General features: G+C 40.0%; 25 protein-coding genes. 12 read left to right on the top strand and 13 right to left on the bottom strand.

The window, feature by feature from the left end; all coding sequences use genetic code 11:
- Nucleotides 1-67: 67 nt before the first annotated feature.
- Nucleotides 68-454 carry a hypothetical protein gene (locus ACYVRH_RS02430; RefSeq protein ID WP_461255338.1) on the top strand — a complete coding sequence of 129 codons (387 nt, stop codon included), beginning with the start codon at nt 68-70 and terminating at the stop codon, nt 452-454.
- Between the two features lie 10 nt (nt 455-464).
- Nucleotides 465-1,526, top strand: coding sequence for a hypothetical protein (locus tag ACYVRH_RS02425; protein WP_461255337.1), 1,062 nt, complete (start codon nt 465-467; stop codon nt 1,524-1,526).
- A 204-nt stretch (nt 1,527-1,730) separates the two neighbouring features.
- Here ACYVRH_RS02425 and ACYVRH_RS02420 read toward each other — a convergent pair whose 3' ends face one another.
- The 5 genes from ACYVRH_RS02420 to rpsP form a co-directional block, all read right to left on the bottom strand.
- Nucleotides 1,731-2,126: a PIN-like domain-containing protein gene (locus ACYVRH_RS02420; RefSeq protein ID WP_461255336.1), complete on the bottom strand. Its 396-nt coding sequence runs from the start codon at nt 2,124-2,126 to the stop codon at nt 1,731-1,733.
- On the bottom strand, nt 2,123-2,836 hold the full coding sequence (locus ACYVRH_RS02415) for a DUF433 domain-containing protein (protein WP_461255335.1): 714 nt from the start codon (nt 2,834-2,836) through the stop codon (nt 2,123-2,125). Before ACYVRH_RS02415 ends, ACYVRH_RS02420 begins: the two co-directional genes overlap by 4 nt.
- Nucleotides 2,837-2,933: 97 nt before the next feature.
- Nucleotides 2,934-3,464 (bottom strand): ribosome maturation factor RimM, encoded by a 531-nt coding sequence (gene rimM / locus ACYVRH_RS02410; protein ID WP_461255334.1) that lies wholly within the window; start codon nt 3,462-3,464, stop codon nt 2,934-2,936.
- 8 nt (nt 3,465-3,472) lie between these two features.
- Nucleotides 3,473-3,706 (bottom strand): KH domain-containing protein, encoded by a 234-nt coding sequence (locus ACYVRH_RS02405; protein WP_461255333.1) that lies wholly within the window; start codon nt 3,704-3,706, stop codon nt 3,473-3,475.
- A gap of 12 nt (nt 3,707-3,718) precedes the next feature.
- Nucleotides 3,719-3,970: a 30S ribosomal protein S16 gene (gene rpsP, locus ACYVRH_RS02400; protein ID WP_461255332.1), complete on the bottom strand. Its 252-nt coding sequence runs from the start codon at nt 3,968-3,970 to the stop codon at nt 3,719-3,721.
- Nucleotides 3,971-4,173: 203 nt separating this feature from the next.
- Between rpsP and ACYVRH_RS02395 the strand changes: the two genes are divergently transcribed.
- Both ACYVRH_RS02395 and ACYVRH_RS02390 read left to right on the top strand, forming a co-directional pair.
- Complete coding sequence (locus ACYVRH_RS02395; protein WP_461255331.1) at nt 4,174-5,805, top strand: adenylate/guanylate cyclase domain-containing protein; 1,632 nt, start codon at nt 4,174-4,176, stop codon at nt 5,803-5,805.
- Between the two features lie 244 nt (nt 5,806-6,049).
- Complete coding sequence (locus ACYVRH_RS02390; protein ID WP_461255330.1) at nt 6,050-6,535, top strand: S-ribosylhomocysteine lyase; 486 nt, start codon at nt 6,050-6,052, stop codon at nt 6,533-6,535.
- A 28-nt stretch (nt 6,536-6,563) separates the two neighbouring features.
- Here the strand turns inward: ACYVRH_RS02390 and ACYVRH_RS02385 are convergent, their stop codons facing one another.
- The 3 genes from ACYVRH_RS02385 to ACYVRH_RS02375 form a co-directional block, all read right to left on the bottom strand.
- Nucleotides 6,564-7,388 carry a hypothetical protein gene (locus tag ACYVRH_RS02385; RefSeq protein ID WP_461255329.1) on the bottom strand — a complete coding sequence of 275 codons (825 nt, stop codon included), beginning with the start codon at nt 7,386-7,388 and terminating at the stop codon, nt 6,564-6,566.
- The gene (locus ACYVRH_RS02380) at nt 7,381-7,800 is read right to left on the bottom strand and encodes an AAA family ATPase (protein ID WP_461255328.1); all 420 of its coding nucleotides are present in this window, start codon (nt 7,798-7,800) and stop codon (nt 7,381-7,383) included. Before ACYVRH_RS02380 ends, ACYVRH_RS02385 begins: the two co-directional genes overlap by 8 nt.
- Before the next feature lie 77 nt (nt 7,801-7,877).
- The gene (locus tag ACYVRH_RS02375) at nt 7,878-8,084 is read right to left on the bottom strand and encodes a hypothetical protein (RefSeq protein ID WP_461255327.1); all 207 of its coding nucleotides are present in this window, start codon (nt 8,082-8,084) and stop codon (nt 7,878-7,880) included.
- Nucleotides 8,085-8,310: 226 nt separating this feature from the next.
- Between ACYVRH_RS02375 and ACYVRH_RS02370 the strand changes: the two genes are divergently transcribed.
- The 3 genes from ACYVRH_RS02370 (at nt 8,311) to ACYVRH_RS02360 (ending at nt 11,382) form a co-directional block, all read left to right on the top strand.
- Nucleotides 8,311-8,937, top strand: a complete 627-nt coding sequence (locus ACYVRH_RS02370; protein ID WP_461255326.1) for a master DNA invertase Mpi family serine-type recombinase — start codon at nt 8,311-8,313, stop codon at nt 8,935-8,937.
- Nucleotides 8,938-9,146: 209 nt separating this feature from the next.
- Nucleotides 9,147-10,313, top strand: coding sequence for an adenine-specific methyltransferase EcoRI family protein (locus ACYVRH_RS02365; protein ID WP_461255325.1), 1,167 nt, complete (start codon nt 9,147-9,149; stop codon nt 10,311-10,313).
- Nucleotides 10,303-11,382 (top strand): HNH endonuclease family protein, encoded by a 1,080-nt coding sequence (locus ACYVRH_RS02360; RefSeq protein ID WP_461255324.1) that lies wholly within the window; start codon nt 10,303-10,305, stop codon nt 11,380-11,382. Before ACYVRH_RS02365 ends, ACYVRH_RS02360 begins: the two co-directional genes overlap by 11 nt.
- Nucleotides 11,383-11,589: 207 nt before the next feature.
- On the opposite strand, the gene ACYVRH_RS02355 is transcribed toward ACYVRH_RS02360, so the two are convergent.
- Complete coding sequence (locus tag ACYVRH_RS02355; protein ID WP_461255323.1) at nt 11,590-12,321, bottom strand: YesL family protein; 732 nt, start codon at nt 12,319-12,321, stop codon at nt 11,590-11,592.
- Nucleotides 12,322-12,499: 178 nt separating this feature from the next.
- Here ACYVRH_RS02355 and ACYVRH_RS02350 point away from each other — a divergent pair, with 178 nt between their 5' ends.
- From ACYVRH_RS02350 to dapA, 3 genes are read left to right on the top strand one after another with little or no spacing between them, the layout of a single operon-like run.
- Nucleotides 12,500-13,873 (top strand): aspartate kinase, encoded by a 1,374-nt coding sequence (locus ACYVRH_RS02350; protein ID WP_461255322.1) that lies wholly within the window; start codon nt 12,500-12,502, stop codon nt 13,871-13,873.
- Nucleotides 13,870-14,646, top strand: a complete 777-nt coding sequence (gene dapB, locus ACYVRH_RS02345) for a 4-hydroxy-tetrahydrodipicolinate reductase (protein ID WP_461255321.1) — start codon at nt 13,870-13,872, stop codon at nt 14,644-14,646. Before ACYVRH_RS02350 ends, dapB begins: the two co-directional genes overlap by 4 nt.
- Nucleotides 14,643-15,545: a 4-hydroxy-tetrahydrodipicolinate synthase gene (gene dapA / locus ACYVRH_RS02340; RefSeq protein WP_461255320.1), complete on the top strand. Its 903-nt coding sequence runs from the start codon at nt 14,643-14,645 to the stop codon at nt 15,543-15,545. Before dapB ends, dapA begins: the two co-directional genes overlap by 4 nt.
- Before the next feature lie 7 nt (nt 15,546-15,552).
- On the opposite strand, the gene ACYVRH_RS02335 is transcribed toward dapA, so the two are convergent.
- The 3 genes from ACYVRH_RS02335 to ACYVRH_RS02325 form a co-directional block, all read right to left on the bottom strand.
- Nucleotides 15,553-15,744, bottom strand: coding sequence for a hypothetical protein (locus ACYVRH_RS02335; protein WP_461255319.1), 192 nt, complete (start codon nt 15,742-15,744; stop codon nt 15,553-15,555).
- 87 nt (nt 15,745-15,831) lie between these two features.
- Entirely contained in the window at nt 15,832-16,539 is a 708-nt protein-coding gene (locus ACYVRH_RS02330; RefSeq protein ID WP_461255318.1) for an Rpn family recombination-promoting nuclease/putative transposase, read from the bottom strand.
- A 164-nt stretch (nt 16,540-16,703) separates the two neighbouring features.
- Entirely contained in the window at nt 16,704-17,036 is a 333-nt protein-coding gene (locus ACYVRH_RS02325; protein WP_461255317.1) for a helix-turn-helix domain-containing protein, read from the bottom strand.
- Between the two features lie 172 nt (nt 17,037-17,208).
- On the opposite strand from ACYVRH_RS02325, the gene ACYVRH_RS02320 reads away from it, so the two are divergent.
- Both ACYVRH_RS02320 and ACYVRH_RS02315 read left to right on the top strand, forming a co-directional pair.
- The gene (locus tag ACYVRH_RS02320) at nt 17,209-20,805 is read left to right on the top strand and encodes a beta strand repeat-containing protein (RefSeq protein WP_461255316.1); all 3,597 of its coding nucleotides are present in this window, start codon (nt 17,209-17,211) and stop codon (nt 20,803-20,805) included.
- A 30-nt stretch (nt 20,806-20,835) separates the two neighbouring features.
- A complete protein-coding gene (locus ACYVRH_RS02315) occupies nt 20,836-25,227 on the top strand; it encodes a beta strand repeat-containing protein (RefSeq protein ID WP_461255315.1) in 4,392 nt (1,463 codons plus the stop codon).
- A gap of 317 nt (nt 25,228-25,544) precedes the next feature.
- Here the strand turns inward: ACYVRH_RS02315 and ACYVRH_RS02310 are convergent.
- Nucleotides 25,545-26,201 (bottom strand): M48 family metalloprotease (locus ACYVRH_RS02310; RefSeq protein WP_461255314.1); only part of this gene is annotated, 657 nt, incomplete at its 5' end.

The following is a 26,201-nucleotide window of genomic DNA, read 5'->3' as shown; positions in this document are numbered from 1 at the left end:
GGCTTGTCCATATGGGCAGGCAATTTATTTTAGAGCTTGAATAGTTCAAGCTAAAAGGAGGTTATTTATGTTGAAAAACATATTTCACGTTGCGAGTAAACTAGTAGCAGTACTGCTATTAGGAATTACAGTTACCGGGTGTGCAACAACCCATCATGGTATTGAGATCAGTAATGTATCGAATATTAGAGAAATCTATATCAGAAATGCAGGGACAACTAATTGGGGTACGAATATCGCAAGCAAAATTAAGGATATAAATAAATCGGAATTTTCAGAAATGGTAGATATAAGAGTCATAGACACTGGAGGTGTTGTTTATAGTAAATATAACATACCTTTCAATGATGCTGTCTTTGTAGAAACAAGTAAAACCTCTTCTATAAACCCTTTTGCAGGAGGATTATTGGCCATAGGTTTGTTAGGAGCGATTGGTTTAATTCCAAAACCTTAAGGAGAATAAAATGAAAAAACTTACTGCTTTTTTTATATTCGTTATATTAATTAGTTTTGTATCATGTGATACAGTCACGCATTATACTTTAAAGGTATCTGTGGATAGAAACCCAACCTTGATAATAGAAAATAGAACAGGATATCCAGTTATTGTAAATGCTCCTGTATCTTCAAACATAACCAATGGAGCAAGTACTCAATTTCAACCAACTGAAACGAGGGGAACTATTAATGTTACTTACAGAATTGGGCCAATTCAATTTACCGAACAAGCAACTATGAATAATGCGGATGTTACTGTAACCTTAACCAAGAGACCGCCAATAATTACTGTGATAAATCAAACAGGACAACAGGTTAGTTTAACTGCCCCTGTAGCTGCAGTTTCAAACATAAACAGTGGAGAAAAAACTGAATTTCTAGCACCGGCATTGAATCAAGTTATTAATATTACTTACAGGATTGGGCAAGTTCAATTTACCGAGCAAGCAATTATGGATAATGCGGATGTTACTGTAACTTTAACCAAAAGTCCGTTAACACTTACTGTGATAAATCAAACAGGCTATCAAGTTTTTGTAACTACTCCTATATCTTCAAACATAGACATTGGAGCAAGAACCGGATTTCTAGTGCCACCAGCATCAAATATTGATATTACTTACAGCATTGGACAAGCTCAATATACTGAGAAAGTAACAATGAGAAACGAAAACTCTACTGTTACTTTAACCAAAAAACCGGCAATGCTTACTATAGTGAATAATGTAGGCGCTACAATTAACACTATTTTTCTGCGTACACCCGGCAGTCCTACATGGGTAGGCGGAAATATAGTTATAAGAGGCGGTACTGTACAACTAGCTGCAGCCGGAGGAGCGCAAACAGGAGATATTAGCGGAAGTATCGTAAATAGAGACAGCATGAAAATTTGGCTTGGAAATATTCCAATTTCAGGTAATGTTTTTGATATAAGGATTGATGATGTTCAAACAAATACTTATGTAAAAAGTAATGTTCAAGTGAATAACGATATGACTCTGACATTTACTCAGGCTGATAAACGTTAAGGGTATTATTCTTTTTGCCCTTGTACACTATGAAGTTTGAATTTTACCACGAACCAAATGAACCAGCACGAACAGCGACCAGATTTGTGCAAAAAGTTCGTAATGTTTGTGTGGTTCGTGGTAGAAATTTATCTTTTTTGACAGCCCATCTATTTTCGTCATTATTGTTCCCTTAGATAATGGCTTCTGTCATGATATTTTATATTATTCAATAACGGTTATTTTCCCATTAACAGTCAATTCAAATGATTTGTTCTTTTTATTTTGACTAATAATTTTTTTCAAATCTGGCCAATACCTTACAAATCTCCATGCTATACCCCAAAAATCATAATTCATCCAGGATTTAGGAAGAAAAACAATAGGAATATGTGATTCTTGCCACGCCTGTCTTTCATGCGGCTTTTTTCTTATTTGATTATCCTTAGTTATTACAAACCAACCGCCTTCTTTTGACAACTTATTTATCCATTCAATATCTGGAGTATTTGGAGGGAATTTTTCATTAAGATGTTCTATAGCAATACCATCATCTCCTTCAAGAAAGCTGAGGGTTTTTGCTAATTTTGGAGGTAAATGAGTGTCAAAAAGACATTTCACGCTACAAAACCTTCTTCATAGTTAATGGCTGCTTTTATTGCGTTTTTATCCATTTCGTACCAATCGCTGATTTCACTGATACTGTGATTGGTTTTATAAAGCTCATATATCAATTCAGTTTTTACATTGTATTTATTCAAGATAGGCTGTCCCATATTTCTAGCCGGGTCTAATACAATTTCCCGTTCTTTTCCTAATGGCCACCATTTTTCTGCATAATCATGTTTGCCAAAATCTATACATTTGAATAATAGCGGCTCTATTATTTTCCCTAATTGGTATTGTTTATTTAATAAATCTAGAAGGGATAGATCATTTTCTTTTTGCGCAATTTCCGCGAATATTGACTTTCCATCGGTAAACATTTTCCGTATAGCAAAAGGGTGGGAAGTTTTTAGCAAATCTGAGGCAATAATAGCAGCTTTTCTTATCTTTTGGATGCTTATTCCATATTGTATAAAACTATTGATAAAAAGCAGTTCTGTCAGATCTAGAAAACTGATAATAACGTCATTGGGATCATATTCAAATTCAGTTTTAAATAGAGGTTTATAAGAACAACATTCCATGTTTTTGAGATATGTATAACCTTTAATCCATCGGCGCATTTTTTGCGGATTCATTTTGAAGATTTTTGCGGCAGTTGTCAGCGTATAAATGCCTTTCCCAAAATAGGTCATGGATGCCTCCTTATTTTCATTATACATCATTTTTTAATTTCCCTGTCAATTTAGGTGGGGAAAAATGCCCCGTATTAATCAGTGTTTCACACAAGGTGTCTAACAGCAACTTTCTGTAAAATGTATTTCACTCCAAAACCCAAATATTTCTAATCACCACCCTCCCCTTCTGCGGGCTAATCTCAGAAAAAAACTCCTTCCTAAAAGGAACCAAACGTTTTTCGCCGTTTAAAAGTTTAATTTCTGCCAGTTCCCCGTTACCGCCTTCGATAATATCGGTAATAGAACCGACAATTATCTCGCTTGCGACATTCTCCCCTTCCGCGCCGGAAAAAATTACCTGTAGCCCTTTCAAATCTTCAATATAAAACTCATTATCGCCTAAAGGAGCGGCTTGCTCGCGTCCGGCGATTAATTGCGCCCCATTCAAGGTTTTAGCCTTTTCGGGGCTGTCAATACCGGCAAAACGCATCAGTACTGAGGGCGGAGCGGGGGTAATTTCTTCAATTTGAAGAGTTCGCTCTTTGTCGTCTTTGCTGATTACTGTCGATTTTAATTTTAGAAGATGACCGATTTCCCCAGATAAGGGATTAACTTTTACAAAACCTTTAACGCCAAAAGGAGCACCAACCAGTCCAATAATGAACTTTTCGGTCATTTATCGTATCAGTCCAATATTTCCAGTACTGTGTGTTTGCCGGTTCTGGCGCTGGCCGCTTGTAACACGGTCCTTATTGCCTTCGCAATTCGCCCGTGTTTGCCGATTACTTTGCCAATATCTTTTTCCGCAACCCGCAGTACTAAAATAGTGGATTTTTCGCCCTCGACAATATTGACCTGCACCTGCGAGGGATCGTCCACAAGGGATTTCGCAAGATATTCAATTAAATCTTTTTCCATTGTACTGCCTTGTTATTTTACGGAAATATTCTTTTTGTTGAAAAGTCTGCGCACCGTATCGGAAACGATTGCGCCTTTTGCAAGCCATGATTTGGCTTTTTCCGCGTCAAAAACAATCTGCTTGTCTTCCGCTTCGATGGGGTGATAGTAGCCAAGTTCCTCGATGGTTTTTCCGTCCCGTGGCGCTTGTTTGTCCATAACAACAATGCGGTAATAAGGCCGCTTCTTTGTTCCAAATCTTTTGAGCCGTATCGTGGCGCTCATAAAAAGTCCTCCATAGTCTGACAATTTGAATTGGGCGGCAGCTCAGACATACTGCCAATTTAAGTGAAGTGTAGCGATTTTATGGGGGTTTGTCTAGCGGTAAAGTCGAATATATATCGGTATATTAGTCGCATTGGATGTTATTAATATTGAATTGTCAAATTATTAAAAATGTGATAGTTTTACTTTATAAGGAAACGTATATGAGTAAAAATCAAAAATCCACAAATTCAAATTCATTTTTGGGAAAATTGACGAAAGCGATTGGGGTACAGTTGACGTTGAGTCTGTTTTTTATTTCAGCATTGATGGTGCTGTTGGTTTCGATAGTTGTAAATATTCATGTGAACCATTATGTAAGGATGATTACCGAAGCGACACAGGATCATTTAAAGGCGGCGGCTCAGGCAGCTGCGTTATATGTCGATGCTGAAGAATTGGATCGTTATCATACTGTGGATGACGCAAAAAATCAAAGTTACCGCGAGTTAAAAATGCGGCTTATCCAGTTTGCCCAAGAATACAATGTTTTGTATGTTTCCTATCTGCGGCAATACGATCATGACAACTTCCAATACATTGTTGACAATGACTTTGACCCCAAAACCGTAGTAGGTCCGGGGACTATTTTACCAATTGAAGACATTGCCAGAGCCGCCCTTGCGGGAAATGTAACGGCGACAGACCTGGGCAGTTATAATGAAAGTTGGAACGGGCTTATTGCCGGTTTTGCTCCGGTATATGATCAGGATGGCAATTTTTACTGTGTTGCGGACGTGGACATAAGCGACAAAGTTATTTTAGACCAGCGTAAATATTCGCTAGTTATGACAATTCTCCAAATACTCGCCCTTTCCGTTTCCGTACTTTTCGGCATTTTAAATACGATGTTGTACCGAAGGAAAGCGCAGGAAATTGAGGAAGCCCATATCAAGCTCCAGTATTTCAACAATAATATGCGTCAGGCTTTTTCCACATATTTGTCAGAAGATGTGGTAGAAGAAGTAATATCAGACCCCACCCGAATGCAACTTGGCGGAATAAACCGGCACATGACCGCTTTGTTTTCCGATATAAAGGGATTTACCGGTATAGCGGAAAAACTTACGCCTGGTCATCTGGTCGATCTCCTTAACTATTATCTTTCCACCATGAGCGATATTATTCTGGAAGAAAAAGGGACAATCGACAAATATCAGGGCGACGCTATTGTTTCTTTCTTTGGCGCTCCGCTGGAGCTTGATGATCACGCATTGCGGGCATGTACCGCCGGAATAATCATGAAGCGGATGGAGAAGGACATAAACAGATATGTTTTAGAAAAAGGCATAAGCCCGTCTCCGTTGTTGACCCGTATCGGCATTAATACCGGAGAAATGGTAGTGGGAAACATGGGAACGCAAAAAAAGATGAATTACACTATCATCAGCAACGCGGTAAATTTGGCTTCCCGTCTTGAAGGAGTGAACAAGCAGTACGGAACATGGGTTCTTGCCTCGGAATCTACGGTACTGGAAACAAAAGGCAAGTTGCTCACCCGGCGGCTTGACCACGTTAGAGTCGTGGGCATAAACGAGCCTGTGCGTATCCATGAAATATTGGAATTAAAAGCCGACGCGTCAGACGCTTTATTTGAACAGGTTTATCTTTTTCATAAAGCGCTGGATATTTTTGAAATGCGCAATTGGAAAGACGCGGAGAACGCGTTTAATAAGGTATTGGAACTATACCCAGAAGACGAACCTTCCAAACATTTTATTGAACGTTGCCGTCAGTATCAGGAATATCCACCGCCTGCCGATTGGGACGGAAGTTTTAATATTATGGAGAAATAGGAAGTATCTGCCATTGAAACGGCAGATACTTCCACGCTAAGCGACATTAAAACGTCGCTTAGCGTAGCGGTTTACGGACGGCTTTTGCGCCTTGCGGCGCGCCGCCCTACATTCCGCCTGAGGCGGAACGTCGTAAACCGCCATTAGAGAGTAAGCGAGTTGCCTCAAAAAGAAATTTTACCAAAATGACCAGTTAGTTGCTTAAAGGCATATATCCTGTTATAGTTAGCTAAAGGAGAGCGGTATGGAAAAAATAACTAGTTTTCAGGTTGATCATCTTAGGTTAAAACCAGGAGCTTATGTTTCACGGAAAGATCAATTTAAAGACGTGATGCTTACCACGTTTGATCTTCGTTTTAAAGAACCAAACAAGGAGCCGGTAATGGATCAGCCGGCGGTGCATACTATTGAACATTTATGCGCGACATTTTTACGTTCACACAAAGTATGGAGTCCAAAAACAGTATACTTCGGTCCGATGGGCTGCCGCACCGGTTTTTATTTGATTTTGGAAGGAGATTATAAATCCATCGATATTCTTCCCCTATTAACAGAAATGGCTGATTGGATAGAAAAATTCGAAGGAACTATTCCCGGCGCTTCACCCGCCGAATGCGGCAACTGGCGCGATCAAAATATCGACATGGCAAAATGGGAATGGCGCAGATACATCGGACTGTTAAAGAAGGCATCTAAGGAGAATTTGGAGTACCCTAGCGAAATGGTGTAGGGGTGCGAGGGAAGGAAAATTTGTAGTTTTATTGAGTATTTTGATAACAATAGAAACTACAACTTTTTATAACTATCTCATTTTTACATTCATTAAAATATTTTTCACCAAAATAATTGATTAAAAAAAGAGGAAAAGGTGACAATGCAACAATTTGATTTTTGGGCAAGATAAAATTTTTGTATTGCTTTTCCTGTATTTGTTTTACAATTATCGCGTTGTTTTCAAACCAATGTTTTATACTTTGATAATCAGAAACCGTCTCATAAATATTATTCACCAAACAAAATGTTCGTTGAATGTTTATCATTGTTAAATAGTGCCAAGTGTTCTCATCATATTTTTTTATATCTTTATAATGGCTTATTTTATCAATTATATTTTTATAGTTAATATTATCGGACATATCAAGAAACGCATCTTTGAAACAATCAGTAGGGTTATTTGTACAATGTTTAATGGCTTCTGTCATAGGATAACTAAGCCAAAGTTTCCCTTGCTCAAATTCATTATTAAAAGTGCTAAGTAATTTATTTATCATTTTATTGTAATCTTGCGGTGACATTGCACCTAAATGAGAATGGCCGTCATGATCGAAAAAGAGGTGTACCTCTGATACATCTTTTCTTAACAGATTTTTAATATCTGAGTTGAGTTCTTCCTTGAGAACTTCTACAACATCAAGAGCATCATCATCCTTTATTTTTTCCCAAAGTTGATAAATTTCAGCTTTAAAACTGCTTCTAATTATTTGTTGTCCATTGGAATTCGAGAAAAATATTTTCTCAATGCTATTAAATAATTGTCCTTCAATTTTTTCTCCTTCAAAAACGAGCAATATAGTATTACTCATTAAAAGCGCCTGCGCGATACATTTTTTCTATATTATGAGCGGAACGCAATTCTTTTTTTGTCGATGATGATAAAGATTTAATTTTATTCTTGTACATTAAGAAAAGACAATCAGGGCGCATAATATCATTTGACATTACCCCTGTGTCGTGTGTAGTAAGAATAAATTGGCAGTTACTTATTTTTTTAATAACATTTATGACATATTCGGACAAACGCTGGTGATAAAAAGCGTCAAATTCATCAATAAATATAAATGAAGGCGGTTTTTCATTGTATATTGCGTTTTGCAACCAAAAAAATAACACAGTCAATGACTTCATTCCGGTATAGCAGTATGTAAAAAAATCAATTAAGAATTTATTGCTTTGCATTGCTTCGTATTCAAAAAAGACTTTTGTTTGATTATCCATTTTAGTAAATATTATATTTGCTGGAACATCTGCATTCGCTAAAAAAGATTTAAAATTATCAAAATGATTTTTCTTTACTATTCCGTCAAATAATTGATAATAATATCCATTATCGCCAAACCTAAATTTGATTTCCCTACCCCGTTATAACCGTAAATCAAAGCTTTATGAGCATACCCATTCCTAACACATTCCTCGTTAAATCCATAATTTGACGAGGTAAGATCGAGCGTTATAGCATCTTTGAAACCACGGTAATTCTTAACAGAATAAAAACACAACATATATATATTATCGTAATCAATAAACAAGAAATTTACAAGTTGCCGTAAAAAAATTACGGAAGCATTTTCAAAATATAGCCATTATTTAGTAAAAACAACATAAAAACGGAAAATATCAAGGTTGCGAAATAGTGTAACCAAACGCCAGTTTAGTAAAAAAGAATAAATTGCCTCGTTTTTTTGTGTTTTATTATGTTTTATCCTTTTTAATATACAGGAGGATATTATGGTATATGGATATATACGAGTCAGCACGGATAAACAAACAGTCGAAAACCAGCGTTTTGAAATTGCGCGATTTTGCAAAGCGCAAAGATTTAAAATTGAGAAATGGATAGAAGAAAAAATCAGCGGGACAAAAGCACCGGAAAAAAGACAGTTGGGCAAACTATTAAAGCTTGTACAAGAAGGGGATACTATCATCTGCTCTGAATTGTCCCGCCTTGGAAGATCATTTTTTATGATAATGTCGATCCTTTCAGGTTGTATGGAACGAGGCGTAAAGGTTTGGACAATAAAAGATAATTACCGTTTAGGCGATGACATACAGAGTAAAGTTTTGGCTTTTGCTTTTGGGTTGTCTGCGGAAATAGAGCGTAACTTAATCGCACAGAGAACAAAAGAAGCTCTTGCCCGTTGTAAAGCAGAGGGAAAAATTTTAGGTCGCAAGCCGGGTAGAGCCATCAACGTAAGATTAACCGGACATGAAAAAGAGATACGGAAAATGCTTCGTGAGGGGAAAAATAATGTCGAAATAGGAAAGCGATTCGGAGTTCATCGGCAGACTGTAAGATATTTTATCCGTGAAAGGCTTACAAAATGGAAATTAAAAAAGCTGTTTCCTGTGACATAATCTTTTGACCGTTTGTTTGTGCCGTTATGAACTCAGAAAATATCCATCTTTTCTTATATATATATTGACATGAAATTTTAGGTTTTATCAAGCTAAATTTTATACAAAAACCAGAAATTTTGTAAAAACAAGTAAGAAATATATATAATTAACTACAAAAAATGAGCCGATTTTCCACTTTTACGGCACAAACAAACGGTGGAAAATAAATGGCAGGTGGTAATTTAGACAATGCTAAGAAACTAAAAGCCGATGAATTTTATACACAACTTTCTGATATAGAGAAAGAACTAAAAAATTATAAAAAACACTTCAAAGATAAGGTCGTATTTTGTAATTGTGACGATCCGGAAACTTCCAATTTTTATTATTATTTTGTTTCTAACTTTGAAGAATTTGGTCTTAAAAAATTAATAACTACACATTTTGAAATTGATAAAGCAAGTTATATGCTTGAATACGAAGGTGGAGCCGATTTACAAGGAGATAAAGAAACCGTAGTAAAAAGAGCAATTAAATTAGGGAAAAAATCCAAACTAAAGCAAAATTTCCAGCAAGGTGATCAAGGTGTTTTATTTGAAGAAGAACCAACCAGATCATTCAGCGGCGATTTTCGCTCTCCCGAATGTGTCAAATTACTGGAAGAAAGTGATATTGTGGTTACTAATCCTCCATTCTCACTTTTTCGTGAATATGTCGCTCAACTTATAGAATATGGAAAGAAGTTTATAATAATTGGTAATAGCAATGCAATATCTTATAAAGACATTTTCAAATTAGTCAAAGAAAACAAACTATGGATAGGTCCAAGCATACACAGTGGCGACAGGGAGTTTCAAGTACCAGTTAATTATCCGTTAAATGCGGCTGGTTTTCGTGTTGACGAAAATGGTAATCGTTTTATTCGAGTTAAAAGCGTTCGTTGGTTCACAAATTTGGATTTCAAGGCTCGACATGACAATCTGATTCTTTTTAGAAATTATAACAAAACTGATTATCCAAAATACATTAATTATGATGCCATAAATGTTGATGTAACAAAAGAAATACCATGTGATTATGACAAAGTAATGGGGGTTCCCATTACTTTTATTGATAAATATAATCCTGATCAATTTGAAATTATTGCTCTTGGCATTGTTGGTAGTTGTGAATTTTCCAGTAACAGAAAAATGGAAATTCTCGATAAAAATGGAAAACCTACAGGCAAATTTACAATTAACGCAAAAGGTACTCTTTACAGAAAATATAATCCTAAAAAAGATAAAAAACCGGCTTTCAAAGACATAAAAACTGGTGTGTTATATTCCAGTATTTATGCCCGTATTTTAATAAAAAATAAACATCCAATTAAAGGAAGGAAAAATGAAAATTGAATTACACGAAATCGCAATTAAAGACCTTGTAAAAGACTATGAAGACAAACAGGAAGAAGGTGTTTATGGTTATGGCGGCAAATTAAATATCCGCCCAAAATATCAACGTGAATTTGTTTATAAAGACAAACAGCGAGATGCGGTTATTGATACTGTCCAAAAAAATTTTCCTCTTAACGTAATGTATTGGGTAAAAAATGGAAAAACTTACGAAGTCCTAGACGGACAACAACGGACTATATCTATTTGCCAATATGTAAATGACGATTACAGTATAGATGCTCGTTATTGGCATAATCTTAAAGATGATGAAAAAGAGAAAATCCTTAATTACAAGTGCATGATTTATTTTTGCGATGGTACGGACAGCGAAAAATTAGCATGGTTCAGAATAATCAACATTGCCGGAGAAAGATTAACCGAACAGGAATTACGAAATGCCGTTTATACGGGTACTTGGCTTACAGACGCTAAACGTCATTTTAGCAAACCCGGTTGTGCCGCTTATGGACTTGCAAAAGATTATGTAAATGGTTCACCTATAAGACAAGACTATTTAGAGACAGCCCTTAATTGGATAAGCAAAGGTAAAATAGAACAATATATGGCTGTTCACCAAAATGATAATAATGCCGATGAATTATGGCAATATTTTCTAGCAGTTATAAATTGGGTAACTTCTGCATTTCCAAAATACAAAAAAGAAATGAAAGGTCTCCCGTGGGGTGAACTTTATAATTCTTATAGTAAAAAGAAATTTGACGTTAAAAAACTTCAAGCTCGTATAGATGAACTAATGAAAGACGATGACGTTACGAAAAAATCAGGTATATATCCGTATTTAATAACAGAAGATGAAAAACATTTAAGTATCAGAGCCTTTACAGAAAACGAAAAAAGAACCGTATATGAAAAACAAAAAGGGAAATGCCCTATTTGCAAAGAACATTTTGAAATAGAAGAAATGGAAGGGGATCATATTACGCCATGGTCAGAGGGCGGAAAAACCAACATAAAAAATTTGCAAATGCTTTGTAAAGACTGTAATAGACGGAAAGGGAAAAAGTAAAAACATGAAGAAGATAACAAACAGAAACCCTCTCTCTCCTCTTTGTGATCTTTGTCCCTTCGTATTCTGCGCACTGGCGGCTGCCTAAAGGCCGCCTTGCTTTATTACAGACAGCGGCATTTATTGGTGCTACGCTATGCGGCATTATTGATCCACACGGCTACGCCGTGCGTTTATTGAGCGGGTGTGAGGTCTTTCAGAGCTATTTTAATCCTTCCACGGAAAAATAAAATTCTTCAAAGTGCGATTCCCGGTCTTTTCGCGTTCATCTATCAACAGCGCGTCCCAGGGGATTTTTTTACGGTCGGCTTCGGGGTTGGCATCTAAATAATCGTACTTTAACAAACGTAGGCGGAGGGCTTCATCAAGATAAAGAAGAACGCCTACGGGGCCGGGAAACATAAAGACAAATATTATTGAAATCAGCAAGGCGAGAATATTGTGTATAAATAGAAAAATTGACATTCCGGTATTGTCTAAAGAAATTAACATGCATTTTCTAAATGATTTCATTATATTCGCGCCGAGTCTGGCGTAAACGGCAAAATAAAATTGAAAAGAAAGGAAAACGAATATTAGTACCCAGATAAGCAATGCCGATAAAGCTAAACCGATTAGTGAAGCCATCGCGGCATAAAAAGGAATTACAATTGATACTACAATATAAACAATGAATAAAAACACAAACATGGCAATGCCGGCAGGCCACGCTGTTTTAAGGTTCGTGAAAAAATCACTAAAAGTAAAAGTTCCGTAATCAGAAATTGACTTTATTGTAAAAGCCGCTGTGGCAAGATAAATCGAGCAAATAAGAGTTCCCAGAACGGCAAATACTATTACCAATGGATTGGAGCCGAAAATTTTGGGCAATAATGCGGGAAGGAGTGGAAAAGCGGTACAAATTAAAAAGCCCAAATTAAGCGCGACAATCCTGATCATATTGTCCCATAAATCGTATAGAGTTTTTTTTATTAGAAAGCCAATCATAGGGAAATAATAACAGAATAGCGTATTACAGTCCATTGCCCCAGTTCGCGTTTTTTTGTATAATTGCGTAAAGTGCCATATACAGGATAAAGCGGACAGAAAAGCCGCTTGTCTGTATTAGGAGAAGAAAATGATAGTAATGAAATTTGGCGGAAGTTCCGTGGCAAACGCGGAAAGAATACGCCATGTTACAGGCATAGTAAAAACACAAATGCCAAAACAACCGGTGCTTGTGTTATCTGCTATGGGAGATACGACTGACCATCTTCTTGAAGCCGGAAGTCTGGCGTTAAAAGAAGGAAAAGTCGATATTAAACGCATAGAAAAACTTCATCAGGAAACTATCAAAAATTTAAAATTGCCCGCTCAGAAAGAAATCGCAAGCCTATTTGACGAGCTTACTCGCCTGTTATCGGGAATCGCCCTTATCAGGGAACTTACTCCAAGAACAAAAGATTATCTTGTCTCTTTTGGCGAACGGCTTTCCGTGCGTGTCGCTGGCGCTTTTTTAAAGGCTTCCGGCATTAACGCAATGGCTTTTGACGCGTGGGAGATGGGATTTATTTCTAATTCCGATTATACCCGCGCCGAACTGCTCAAAGAAAGTTGGGACTTGATCCCTGAAAAAATTCTGCCGCAGATAAAAGGAAATGTTCTTCCCGTTGTAACGGGGTTTTTGGCTAAAGACGAAAAAGGCGGCATAACGACACTTGGGCGCGGCGGATCGGATCTTTCGGCGACAATGATCGCTGCGGCGTGCAGAGCCGAAGAAGTTCAGGTTTGGAAAGACGTTGACGGAATACTAACGGCTGATCCAAGGATTGTAAAAGCCGCAAAACCCGTTCAATTTGTCACTTACGAAGAAGCGTCGGAACTTGCGTACTTTGGGGCGCAGGTACTCCATCCAAGGGCAATGCAGCCGTGCATGAAGACGGGGACACCAGTTCTTGTAAAAAATTCGTATAACACTGACGCGCCCGGCACGCGGATTGAAAGCGCGTCAACGGCTGCAAAAAAAGGCCCGCCCGTCCGCGCCATCACTTCAAAACACAATGTAACGCTTGTGGATATTGTCTCTACAAGAATGTTAGGCCAATACGGTTTCCTTGCGGAAGTTTTTTCAATCTTTGCAAGGCACAATATTTCCGTAGATATGGTAGCCACCAGCGAAGTGTCAGTATCCCTCACATTGGATACCGCATTCGATTTAGCCGAGGTAAAAAAAGAATTAAGCAAAATCGCAGGCGTGGAAATTAAAACAGGAAAAGCGATAGTTTCAATCATCGGCAATGTTAAGCGCTCTTCTGAAATACTGGCAAGGGCTTTTAGAATTTGCCAGTTAATCGGCGTGTCCGTGCAAATGATTTCTCAAGGCGCAAGCAAGGTGAATATCAGTTTTATTGTTAACGAAACAGAAGCGGCAGAAGTTGTTAAGTCGCTTCATCTGGATTTTTTTGAGTCTCAAAAAAGCCCCGCCTCAAGCGGCGCACAGGAGAAAGCATGAATATCGCGTTAATCGGTTACGGCAAAATGGGAAAAATGGTAGAACAGGCCGCCATCGCTAAGGGGCACAAAATTTCCGTCATTGTTGACCCGTTTGCAGCTAATGCCCAATCGGAAATAAAAATATCAAAATCAATCGCGGAGGCAGACTTAAGTTCCGTAGATACCGCGATTGAATTTACCCAACCTGATACGGCGTCTGCAAATATCCTCGCCCTTGCGGAAAAAAGAATTCCAATAGTGGTAGGGACTACGGACTGGCACGTTCATCTGAATAAAGTAAGCATGGCGATTGGTAAAGCTGACACTTCCATGATTTGGGCTTCCAATTTTTCAATTGGGGTAAATATTTTTTATCGCATCGCGTGGTACGCCGCTGAGTTGGCAAATAATTTTCCCGAATACGACGTAGGCGGTTTTGAAGTTCACCATAACAAAAAAATTGACAGCCCTTCGGGAACGGCAAAAATTTTGGCGGAAGGCGTACTTTCCAGAATTGACCGAAAAAATAGAATTGTATGGGAGACAATGAATAAAAAACCGGAAGCCTACGAGTTTCACTTTCCAAGCCTGCGGATGGGCAGCGTTCCAGGCACTCACAGCTTGTTTTTTGATTCTCAGGCGGATACAATCGAAATTACCCACACAGCCCGCACGCGCGAGGGATTTGCATTAGGCGCGGTACTGGCCGCGCAGTGGCTTATTGCGGAAGAGCGGCACGGAGTTTTTACAATTCACGATATGATGAATGATTTATTTAAGGAGATTTTATGACAGTTTTTCGCGGGGCATATACGGCGCTTGTTACGCCGATGACGGAGTCGGGGGAAATTGACTATGAAGGTTTCCGCAGGCTTATCAAGTTTCAGATAACGGAAGGTATAGACGGCATTGTCCCTCTTGGAACAACCGGCGAAAATCCCACTCTTGACGAAGACGAAGAAGACAAGCTGATAGAAATCGCCGTAAAAGAATCCGCCGGCAAAATTAAAGTAGTCGTAGGCGCCGGTTCAAACGACACGAAGCACATGGTAAAGTACGTTGAGCGCGCAAAAAGATTCGGCGCAGATGCGGCACTTGTAGTAACTCCATACTACAACAAACCAAACGACAGCGGTATGTTACGCCATTTTGAAGCTGCCGCGAAACCCGGCATCCCGATCATTGTTTACAATATCGCCTCTCGCACGGGTAAAAACATCCCCACTCCCCTCATGAAAGAGATCGCCAAAATTCCGGGCATTGCCGGAGTAAAGGAATCTTCAGGCGACATTAATCAGATGGGAGACGTTATCAGGGAAATCGCAATGCCGCGCAAAAACAGTCAGGATAAATTCTGGGTTCTTTCAGGTGACGATGGCATGACTCTTCCTTTAATAAGCATGGGCGGCGAAGGAGTAATCTCTGTCGTTTCTAATCTGTTACCTGCAAAAGTAAAGAACATGACGCAAGCCGCACTTGACGGCAATTTTGAAAAAGCCCGCGCTATCCATTACGAAATCCTACCCTTTATAAAAGCGGCTTTTATCGAAACAAATCCTGTCCCAATTAAACAAGCCCTTTTCTGGGCGGGTCTTCCCTCAGGCCCTACGCGCCTTCCTCTTGGCAGACTTGAACCGTCAAGCGAAGCGGTTCTTAAAAAGACGATGACGGAGTTGGGGATTTTAAAATAGGATTTTTTCATCCACACGGCTGCGCCGTGCAAGATTGTGCGCCTGTGAATTGATTAAGACGCTGCTTAATTTCGTCTGTGGTCAATCCTTGATCTAGCAATTCATAAAAATACTGACAGTCTTCTTTTCGAGTTTCTTCACTAGCTTCTCTCCGATTAACGGCAATGTCCATATCACGGTCATATTCACCAAAAATCATATTTCCCTCCGAGCGCGCTGCTCCAGCTAAAGCTGTCGCGCATTTTTCATCTTATATAACTTTAATTTAGCGCTACGCTGTGTTAACTCATTCATCCACACGGCTACGCCGTGCAAACTTGTGCGCCTCCGAAGCGTGAGCTTCTAAATATTCTTTCAGTATGTTGCTCTTTATACAGTATTCTATCACAGGGGTTATCAGTTCTTCAAGAGTTAATCCTTGCGTCTGGTATTCCCTAATCTTGTTTATAAAAAAACTGTAGCCGTACAGGCTTTCGCATCTTTTCAATATTTCGGGGTTATGTCCGTGGTTGATATTGTACACGGGCACAATTAATTCCAACGGTATTTTATCAATACCTGTCAATTTCAGACATTCAATGTCCATGAAAGCATCGGAAAGTTTCAGTTCCGAATAATCAGGATACGGATCTATGCCGTTGTACAGAACGATAAACTCCGGTCTTGGGATTTTCACAAGACTCTTTTGGTACTTTTTCTCTATGTCAATTATTTTTTCGTAAATCCGCCCTGAGTATTCCAGCAAACGGAGCGGTATGTTCCTGTTTATGGAAGATTGATGTTCAATCAGCACGACAAGACGATTGTCGATTAAGAAAGAAACGTCGTTTATCTGTTTCATAAAAAGGACGTTAGAAAGAGTATTAATATCGATGCGAATATCCGGCGGGATGGTAACACCTTCGATAGCGGAGTAAAGCTCCCGCAAAGCATCCGGTGTACTGAACAGCGAAGAAAACACGCTGTTCTTGTGGTTTCTGTTAACATTTTCCATAGTGGCCTCCAAAGTGGTTTTGTCCCGCCTGACCACTTGCAAGTGGTCAGGCACCTATATATGGCGTGGAGATGCCATTTTGCTTGACTGAAAAATGAAATTTTTTGAAGAAATTTCTCACCAAGAACACGAAGGAAGAGAAGATCACAAAGAAGGGATGAAAATTATTTTATCATATTAACAATTTCATTGAATGAATCGTCAAATGAACGTTTTATTTTAATTAATTTTTTAACGGCTTCATTAGAATTTATTGATTTTGAAAAGGTGTTTTTACTTGGTAATAATAATTGAAAACTCTCAATTTTAAGAGCATCCGCAAGACTTTCAAGAGTTTTATCGCTTACCCATGTTCTATGACACTCGATGCTATTCACTGTTTGCCATGATATATTAGCCATTTCTGCCAGTTTTTCCTGTGAAAGACCAAGCATTTTCCGCTGTTCCTTAAGATTAACCGCTAAGATTATCTTTAAATCGGTCTTTTTCCCTTTCATTTTTATATAATCATACATTTTTGTATATTTTTATTGACACGTATTAATATGAATGATATAATATTAGTAATATGAGGGGTGATTGCTGAAAAGGGTAATTGATTAAATAAAATTTTGTAAGTGATTTTAAATCATTTTGGTAGAAATATTAAAACTAAAAAGGGGTGTTTTTATGAAAAAAATGGTTAAAAGGTTGGGTATTGCGGCTTTTACGGCAATGTTGATTTTCGTGCTGGTAGCTTGTGAAGACGAGCCGAAAGCGCAGCCGCAATCTAAGGACAGTATCGTCAATATTGCCGCCATACAGGGCGTTACTATTCCGGTAACCGGGGCAACACCGGTTGGAGCAATTGATAATGCGCAGTACAGCGGGACCGTCACATATAAAGTGGCTTCTTCAGGTAGTGTCCATACCGGCGCATTTTTCGCTGCAACGCAGTATACGGCAACCATTACATTAACTGCAAAATCAGGCTATACCCTGCAAGGAGTGACTGCTAACTTCTTCACAGTAGCGGGGGCGATGAGTGTCAGCAACAGCGCGAACTCCGGCGTTATTACGGTGGTGTTTCCGGCAACTGTAAGTACCGACGGCAGTTTCACACATCAGGTTACCATTGATATGTATGATTCTTATGGCGACGGATGGAATGGTTGTGCATTAAGGATAAATATTAATGGAATAAATCTTTCTTCCAATGCAACAATAAGCAGTGGTTCTTCGGGCAGCTACACTTTTAATGTGGTATCTGGAGACTCAGTCAGTATTTATTGGGTTAGTGGAGATTATCAAGATGAATGTTCATTCATAGTATATTACACCGACACGCCGCCCAGTCCGGCTTTTACTACCAGTAATAATGACTACTGGAATGGCGCTAACGCATTGGTTTATGAATTGCAGGGTACAATGAACGGCATAAGCGGCGGTACATTGCTGGGTTCATTTACAGTTCAAAATGGAAATATCGACGTAGATACGATAATCGATATAGCCGCTATACAGGGCGTTACTGTTCCGGTAACAGGTGAAATTCCTGTTACAAGCATTACGGAAAACGAACAGTACAGCGGAACCGTCACATGGAGCGGTAACCCATCTGTTTTTGCCGCAGAAACACAATACACGGCAACTATTACCTTGACGGCAAAAGAGGGCTATACCCTGCAAGGAGTGACTGCTAACTTCTTCACAGTAGCGGGGGCGATGAGTGTCAGCAACAGCGCGAACTCCGGCGTTATTACGGTGGTGTTTCCGGCAACTGTAAGTACCGACGGCAGTTTCACACATCAGGTTACCATTGATATGTATGATTCTTATGGCGACGGATGGAATGGTTGTGCATTAAGGATAAATATTAATGGAATAAATCTTTCTTCCAATGCAACAATAAGCAGTGGTTCTTCGGGCAGCTACACTTTTAATGTGGTATCTGGAGACTCAGTCAGTATTTATTGGGTTAGTGGAGATTATCAAGATGAATGTTCATTCATAGTATATTACACCGACACGCCGCCCAGTCCGGCTTTTACTACCAGTAATAATGACTACTGGAATGGCGCTAACGCATTGGTTTATGAATTGCAGGGTACAATGAACGGCATAAGCGGCGGTACATTGCTGGGTTCATTTACAGTTCAAAATGGAAATATCGACGTAGACACTATAATAAATATAGCCGCTATACAGGGTGTTACTGTTCCGGTAACAGGAGCAATTCCTGTTACAAGCATTACGGAAAACGAACAGTACAGCGGAATTGTTACATGGAGCGGTAATCCTTCCGTTTTTGCCGCTGCAACACAATACACAGCAACCATTACATTAACGCCTAAAACCGACTACACTTTGCAAGGAGTATCAAGTAACTTCTTCACAGTTGCAGGAGCAACATATGTAAGCAATTATTCCAACTCCGGCGTTATTACTGCGGTATTTCCGCAAACTGCCGCAATCGTTATCGACATACCTGCTATTCAAGGCGTTACCGCCCCTGTAACCGGTGTAATTCCGGTTACAAGCATTACAGCTAACGAACAGTACAGCGGAACCGTAACATGGAATGGCAATCCTTCTACTTTTGCCGCAGAAACACAATACACGGCGACAATCACTCTGACTGCAAAAACAGGGTACACTTTGCAAGGTGTAACATATAACTTTTTCACAGTTGCGGGGGCAACATCAGTTAGTAATTCCGCCAACTCCGGCGTTATTACAGCAACATTTCCGCGAACTAACGCATTAATGCCAGCCAACAGGATTGAATACTACTGGATTGACCAACACGGCAGTCTTGTAACCACAAGCGGCGGTGCAGTTACTGTAGCCGCAGGCGCAACACTGACCATAACCGCGCAGAGTGCCGGTTATGTAGTCAAACAATGGTATTTGGACGGTGTGAATACCGGGCAGAGTGGAAATACATATAGTTTTTCGAGCACGACAGCAGGAAAACATACGGTAGGATTGTTTGTAGAAAAAAACGGCAGAGTGTATAATACCAACATTACAATTACGGTAAATAGCGTTACCGTAACCTATAATGTCAATGGCGGTACTGGAACAACGCCATCTGCGCAAACGGCAAGTGCCGGTTCCAGCATAACTCTTAATAGCGGAAGCGGGCTATCCAGAACCGGCTATACATTCAACGGCTGGAACATCGAAGCCGCGGGAACTGGAACCAATTATGCTGCCAGTTCTTCCTTTACACCGACCGGCAACATCACCTTGTATGCCAGATGGACTTCCACAGTAACCTTTAATATTAACAGCGGAACCGGAACGGCACCGACATCACAGACGGTTTCTGCCGGTTCCAGTATAATGCTCCCCGGCGGAACCGGGCTTACCAGAACAGGCTATATATTCAGCGGCTGGAATACCAATTCCTCAGGAACCGGAACCAATTACAATGCCGATTCTTTTTATACGCCGACTGGAAACATTACTTTGTATGCAAAGTGGCTCACTAGTGTAACTGTTACATTCAATGTTAATAGCGGAACCGGAACGGCTCCCACAACACAGACAGTTGTTGCTGGTTCCGTTATAACGCTCCCCAGCGGTAGCGGGCTATCCAGAACCGGCTATACATTCAGCGGCTGGAATACCAATTCTTCAGGAACCGGAACCAATTATAATGCTGGAGATATTTATGTTACTCCAACCAGCAACATCACTTTGTATGCCAGATGGACTACAACTGTAACCGTTACATTTAATATTAACAGCGGAACCGGAACGACTCCGTCCTCACAGACGGTAATTGACGGTTCCGTTATAACGCTTCCCGATGGGAGCGGATTTACCAGATCAAGCTATACATTCAGCGGCTGGAATACCAATTCTTCAGGAACTGGAACTAATTATAACGCTGGGGCTTCTTACATTGTTCCAACCAGCAACATCACCTTGTATGCCAAATGGATTATCAATCCGATATCTTTAACTGTCTCTACATGGACCGATGGCAATATCCAATCATCAGGTGGTGTGCAGTGGTTCAGTTTCACCGCAACTGCCACTACGCAGTACATACACGTCAGTTTTGGTACATTGTCAGATCTGTATGTTCAATTGTATGACTCAAGCGGCACTACTACGGTTGGAGCTCAGACAAATATGTATAGTAGTACAAAATCCGCATCCCGGACTTTAACGGTCGGACAAGTATACTGTGTAAAGGTATGGCCTTACAGCTCTACTGGTAGTGGTACATATAAAATAACATTTAATACGTCATCAACGGCACCAGCACTATAGTAGTTGGAATAATAATGAGGAGAAAAAATAATGAGAAACGGAGAAAAAACTATGAAAAACATGAAATACGGTATAACATTCGGGATTGCGTTGGTTTGCGCGATGTTGTTTACTGCTTGCGATAATGTTACTGATACGCCGGAAATTCAAAAGCCGGTTGAGAGCGGCTATGGCAGAATAAGTATCAGTTTTACAGGAGAGGACTTTGCGCCGGAGACGGCAGAGCCAAATATGGCTAAGACAGTGTTACCTCAAACTGTTTTTGATAAATATGTGTATACTTTTACCAAAACAGGCGAAACAGGTGTGGAGAAAGAACCCGATAGCAACGGGTACTTTACCCTAGAAGTTGGTAATTATACAGTGGCGGTACAAGCCTATATCGGTACTACGGAGCCTTATGCTTTGGCGGCAAGCGGCGAATCCGCACAGTTCAGCGTCGGTTCCGGAAGTAATACTAAAGTATCAGTTCCGCTTACAAGGGTTACTGCCGAGACAGAAGGGAAATTAAGTTACACCATTACCTATCCTGTGGGCGCTGAGGCGGTAATTTCTCTAAAAAAATGGTCTGATATGACCAATGTTCCGTTAAATCCTGTAATAACAACACAAGTGCAAGCGCAAACGCGTCAAATTAAAATTGATATGTATGATTCTTATGGTGACGGCTGGAATGGTGGTGCATTAAGAATAAATGTTAATGGAACAAATCTTTCTACCAATGCAACGATAAGCAGTGTTTCTTCTGGCAGCTACATTTTTAATGTGGTATCTGGCGACTCAGTTAGTATTTATTGGGTTAGTGGAAGTTATCAATATGAATGTTCATTTATCATGTATTACACTGATACGCCTCCAAGTCCGATATTTAATACCAGTAATAATAGCAGTTGGAACGGTACAAACGCATTACTCTACAGGTTATGTACTTCTACAACATCCGGTACAGTAAGTGGTACATTGCAAGGCACGGCTAATGGCGCATTGCTGGGTTCATTTACAGTTGGTTCATCGAACGCTATCCAAGGAAACGGAAAAACCCAGACGCTGGAATTAGAAGCCGGTTCTTATCTGTTTACTGTCCTTGTCAGTAAGACAGGACTTTACGCGGGGTTAAGCGAGGCGGTACATATAAACCCGTTGCTTACTACCATATACACAAAGAATTTTATCGACAGTGATCTGGTCGCCGCAAAAATACCTCTTTCCAGTGACTATACCATCAGCGGAACAGGATCAGTCATTTGTGACGGCAGTGCCAAAACTGTAAGCGTTACGCCAAAAACGAGCGTTTCGCCGGGAAATGTTACCGTCTACTATACAGGAACGGGTGTTACGATATATGAAAAAAGTACAACCGCCCCTGTAAATCGTGGAACATATATAATCACCTTCGATGTTGCGGCGGCGACAGGTTTTGCCGCAGCGACGGGATTACCAGCCGGAACTTTAACCATCGACTATCCCACACCCGCTGTAAGTGATTATACCATTACCGGAACGGGAACATTCACCTACAACGGAACTGCAAGAACCGTAACTATAACGCCTAAAGCAAATGCGTCGCCGGGAACGGTTACCATTCTTTACAATGGAACATTAACTGATCCGGTTAATGTTGGGGAATATCCCGTAACATTTAATGTAGAAGCAACCTCAAGTTGGAATGCGGCGAATGGATTTTCTGCCGGAAACATCATTATTAATAAAGCCGCAGGAGCGACTGTCAGCGCTTCAACAGGGGCGTCAACAATAACCGGAAACAGCATTACCATAAATGCCGTAACCGCTCCAAGTAATGGGCAGACAGTCGAATATGCCTTAAGTACGTCTACCACGACTCCTTCATCAGGCTGGCAGGACGGTACAACTTTTAACAGTTTAAACGCATCCACATCATATTATATTTATGCCCGTACAAAGGCAAATACAAACTACAATGCGGGTACGGCAATTAGAAGTACAACGGCAGTAACAACTCTTCATGTTGTTTCATCTGTTACCGCCAATGGTTCATCATCGCCAAAAACAAAAACCACCACCCTTACATTTAATTTTAGCGGCAACCCCGGTACTGTAAATACAAGCAATATCAGCCTGAGCGGTAATGCATCAATAGGTAGCGCAACGATTTCGGGTAGCGGAAACACCAGAACTTTGTCACCTATTACGCTTACCGGTACTAACACGACCAGTAATGTAACGGTTACTTTTACCATGACCGGTGTTGTAACCTATTCAACTACCGTAACGGTGTATAATCCTATTACTGCTGGTTTGTACGCCAAAGCGCCGCCTGTATCGGGGAATGATAGTCCGGTTAATCTTTCCTCTACAAGCGGAACTAATATCGTTGACCAGGCATTTAACTACATCAATGCTAATGCCGGAACTTACACGCTCGTGCTGGATAGTGATATAAGCGTTGCGGGACACAGTACTGATGAAATTACCAATGTTTCTGCTACCAGACATTTAAAAGTTAACAACGCCAAACTGACCATTATCGGCATGGACGCGGAACGAAAGATCAGTGTAACTCAAAGCTCGGGATATGGAATATTTGCCGTGGGGCGAAGCGGGTATACCGGCATTGAACTGACCATCGGAAACAACATAACGCTGGTAGGTACTACCAGTTACGTCTATGATCACACGGTACAAGTTCAAAACGGAGCTACTTTTACCATGAAAGACAACGCCACAATGTCCGGTAATTATAATAATAGAGCGGTGAGTGCCAGCAACAGTTCTTTCACAATGCAGGATACCGCAAAAATAACCAGCTATGGTGTAACATTTACCGGTTCCGGTGACTTCATCATGAGCGGCAGCGCATCAATAGTTGGTGGGCTGTCTGGTGGTAATATTACTATGAGCGGCAATGCTTTATTGACCGGAGGGATAAATGGAAGTGGTGGTTATATAACAATGAGTGATAATACTTTGGTGTCGGGCGGAGTATCTGGTAGCAACCGCACCATTACCATGAGCGGTAATTCCTCGGTGTCGGGCGGCGTATCTGGTTCCGGCAGTACCTTCACCATGAGCAATAGCGCCTCGGTAATCGGCGGCGTGGATATAGGCAGCAGCAGCACCTTTAATATGAAGGATTATGCTTCGGTGTCCGGTGCCAGCGCAGACGGGGTTACTGTAGGGAGCAGCAGTAAATTCACTATGTTGAATAACGCCAAGGTTTTTAATAATGGAGAAGACGGAGTGTATGTAACCGGTTCCGGCAGTGAATTTACTATGAGTAACAATTCCTCAGTATTTGGTAATGTCACAGGGGTATATGTATACTCCGGGGGTACTTTTATCATGCAGGACAGCTCCACAGTGTCTAATAATACTTCATACGGTGTGTATGTAGAAGGATATAGCGGTTATGCCACCACTACCTTCACCATGAAAAACAACGCTTCGGTATCCGGCAATACGGCTTATAACGGCGGCGGGGTATATGTAAAAGGTTATAACTCCTCCTATCGTGCAAGCTTTATCATGCAAGACAATGCCTCAGTGTCCGGTAATACCGCTACTAACACCGGTACCACCAGCGGCGGTGGCGGAGTGTATGTGACCAACTACGGTACCTTTGAAATGAAGGGCGGCCTTATATGGGGCAATAAAGCCACCGGCGCTTCCAGTAACGGCGGAGGAGTATATGTATACAATAACGGGACTTTCACCATGTCAGGCGGTACGATATATGGCACTGATCAGTCAACAACCACACTCAGAAACACTACTGCCGGAAGTGGCGCGTCGCTGTATGTAAACAGTTCCGGCTCCGCCAAATTTGCAAGTAATAATAGTGATATTACCACTCCCGGAACCGGCCGTGACACTACCATTACGGTAGGAACAACACCGACAGTAAATGTAACGGTAACTTATAACATCAATGGCGGAACTGGAACAACGCCTGCTGCACAGACAGTTTCCGCCGGTTCCAGCGTTACGCTTCCAAGTGGAAGCGGGCTTACCAAAACAGGCTATACATTCAATGGCTGGTATACCAGTCCCTCAGGCTTAAGCGGGACACATTACAACGCCGGAACTTCTTATACTCCGGTAGGTACTATAACTTTGTATGCCCATTGGGTTATTGTATTAACCGCAAATACATGGAAAGACGGCACTATTCCAACATCAAGCGATGTGTTCTCGTTCACCGCAACCGCTGCTACGCAGTACATACACGTCAGTTTTGGCACGCTGACGGATTTGTACGTCCAAGTTTATGACGCAAGCAGTAATACGGTTGGTAGCCAGACATATTTGTATGGTAATACCAAATCCATCTCACGGACTTTAACTGTCGGAGAGATGTACTATATAAGAGTATCGCCTTACGGTTCCAATAGCGGCACATACAAAATAGCGTTTAACACGTCCTCAACGGCGCCGACACAGTAACAAGTTAGTGGTGGCAACGTACACACTTGTACTTGTCACCACTTTTGCGTTATGCCGTCAATCTGACCACTTGAAGCTAAAGAGCCATAGGTTTTTTAGCAGTGGTCAGAGGCGGCAAAACAGATACCAATTTTAAAATAAGCGATAAAGATGTATGCCCAATAAAATACTTGAAGGTGTGGCGGGAAAAAATGACTCGACGATAAGTTACGGCTTTTTTCTCTTGACAATTAGCAGGTTCATTTTAAAATTCTTTAAATATATTCTTTTCATAATTTTACAAATAAATCAAAAATTAACATATAACGTTTTGTTGTTCATTTAGCTGTCATCATATCATTTAAAATATCACTCATTTTATTATATTCGTTTAGGTTATCATTATAATATAATATACTAGGGTTGCTAATTTGATATTGTTTTAACAAATTTACTTTTCTGTTTATTGGAGGTGGGTGTGTAGTGTATACTATCTTCATATTCTCTTTTCCTTCTTTTAAACGGTCAATTTTATCAAATATGTCAAACAAGAATAATGGAGCATATTCATAACGATATTTGCAATAAGCATAATTGATAGAATCATCTACCGTGTTCATGACTTCAAGAAATATCTTATAGCCGTATGTATCTGCTTCGAATTCATCGGTACAATCTACCTTGTCTATTTCTATTTGACAATTCCGTTCATTCATAGAAAACTGCTTTGTTATTGTACCTTTTGTATGTCCTAAAATGTGATGACTTATTTCGTGGGCAAACAGAAAAATTTTGAATGCATTATATAAATATACGGCAAATTCCGCAGTCTCGTAATCCTTTTTCAGGAGTTGTGTTAATGCGTCTTTTTTATCTATATGTTTTAAATAATCAATAACAACATCTTGTACCAAATGAGCATAATAGTTAAAATTTTCTTCTTCAATATAATTGTTTGCCCCGAATTTAAAAATATTTGCTAATATATATAACAT

This window comes from Treponema sp. R80B11-R83G3, assembly GCF_054786115.1.
The sequence above is the reverse complement of the archived record's forward strand: the minus strand, read 5'-3'. Positions and strand labels throughout refer to the sequence as shown.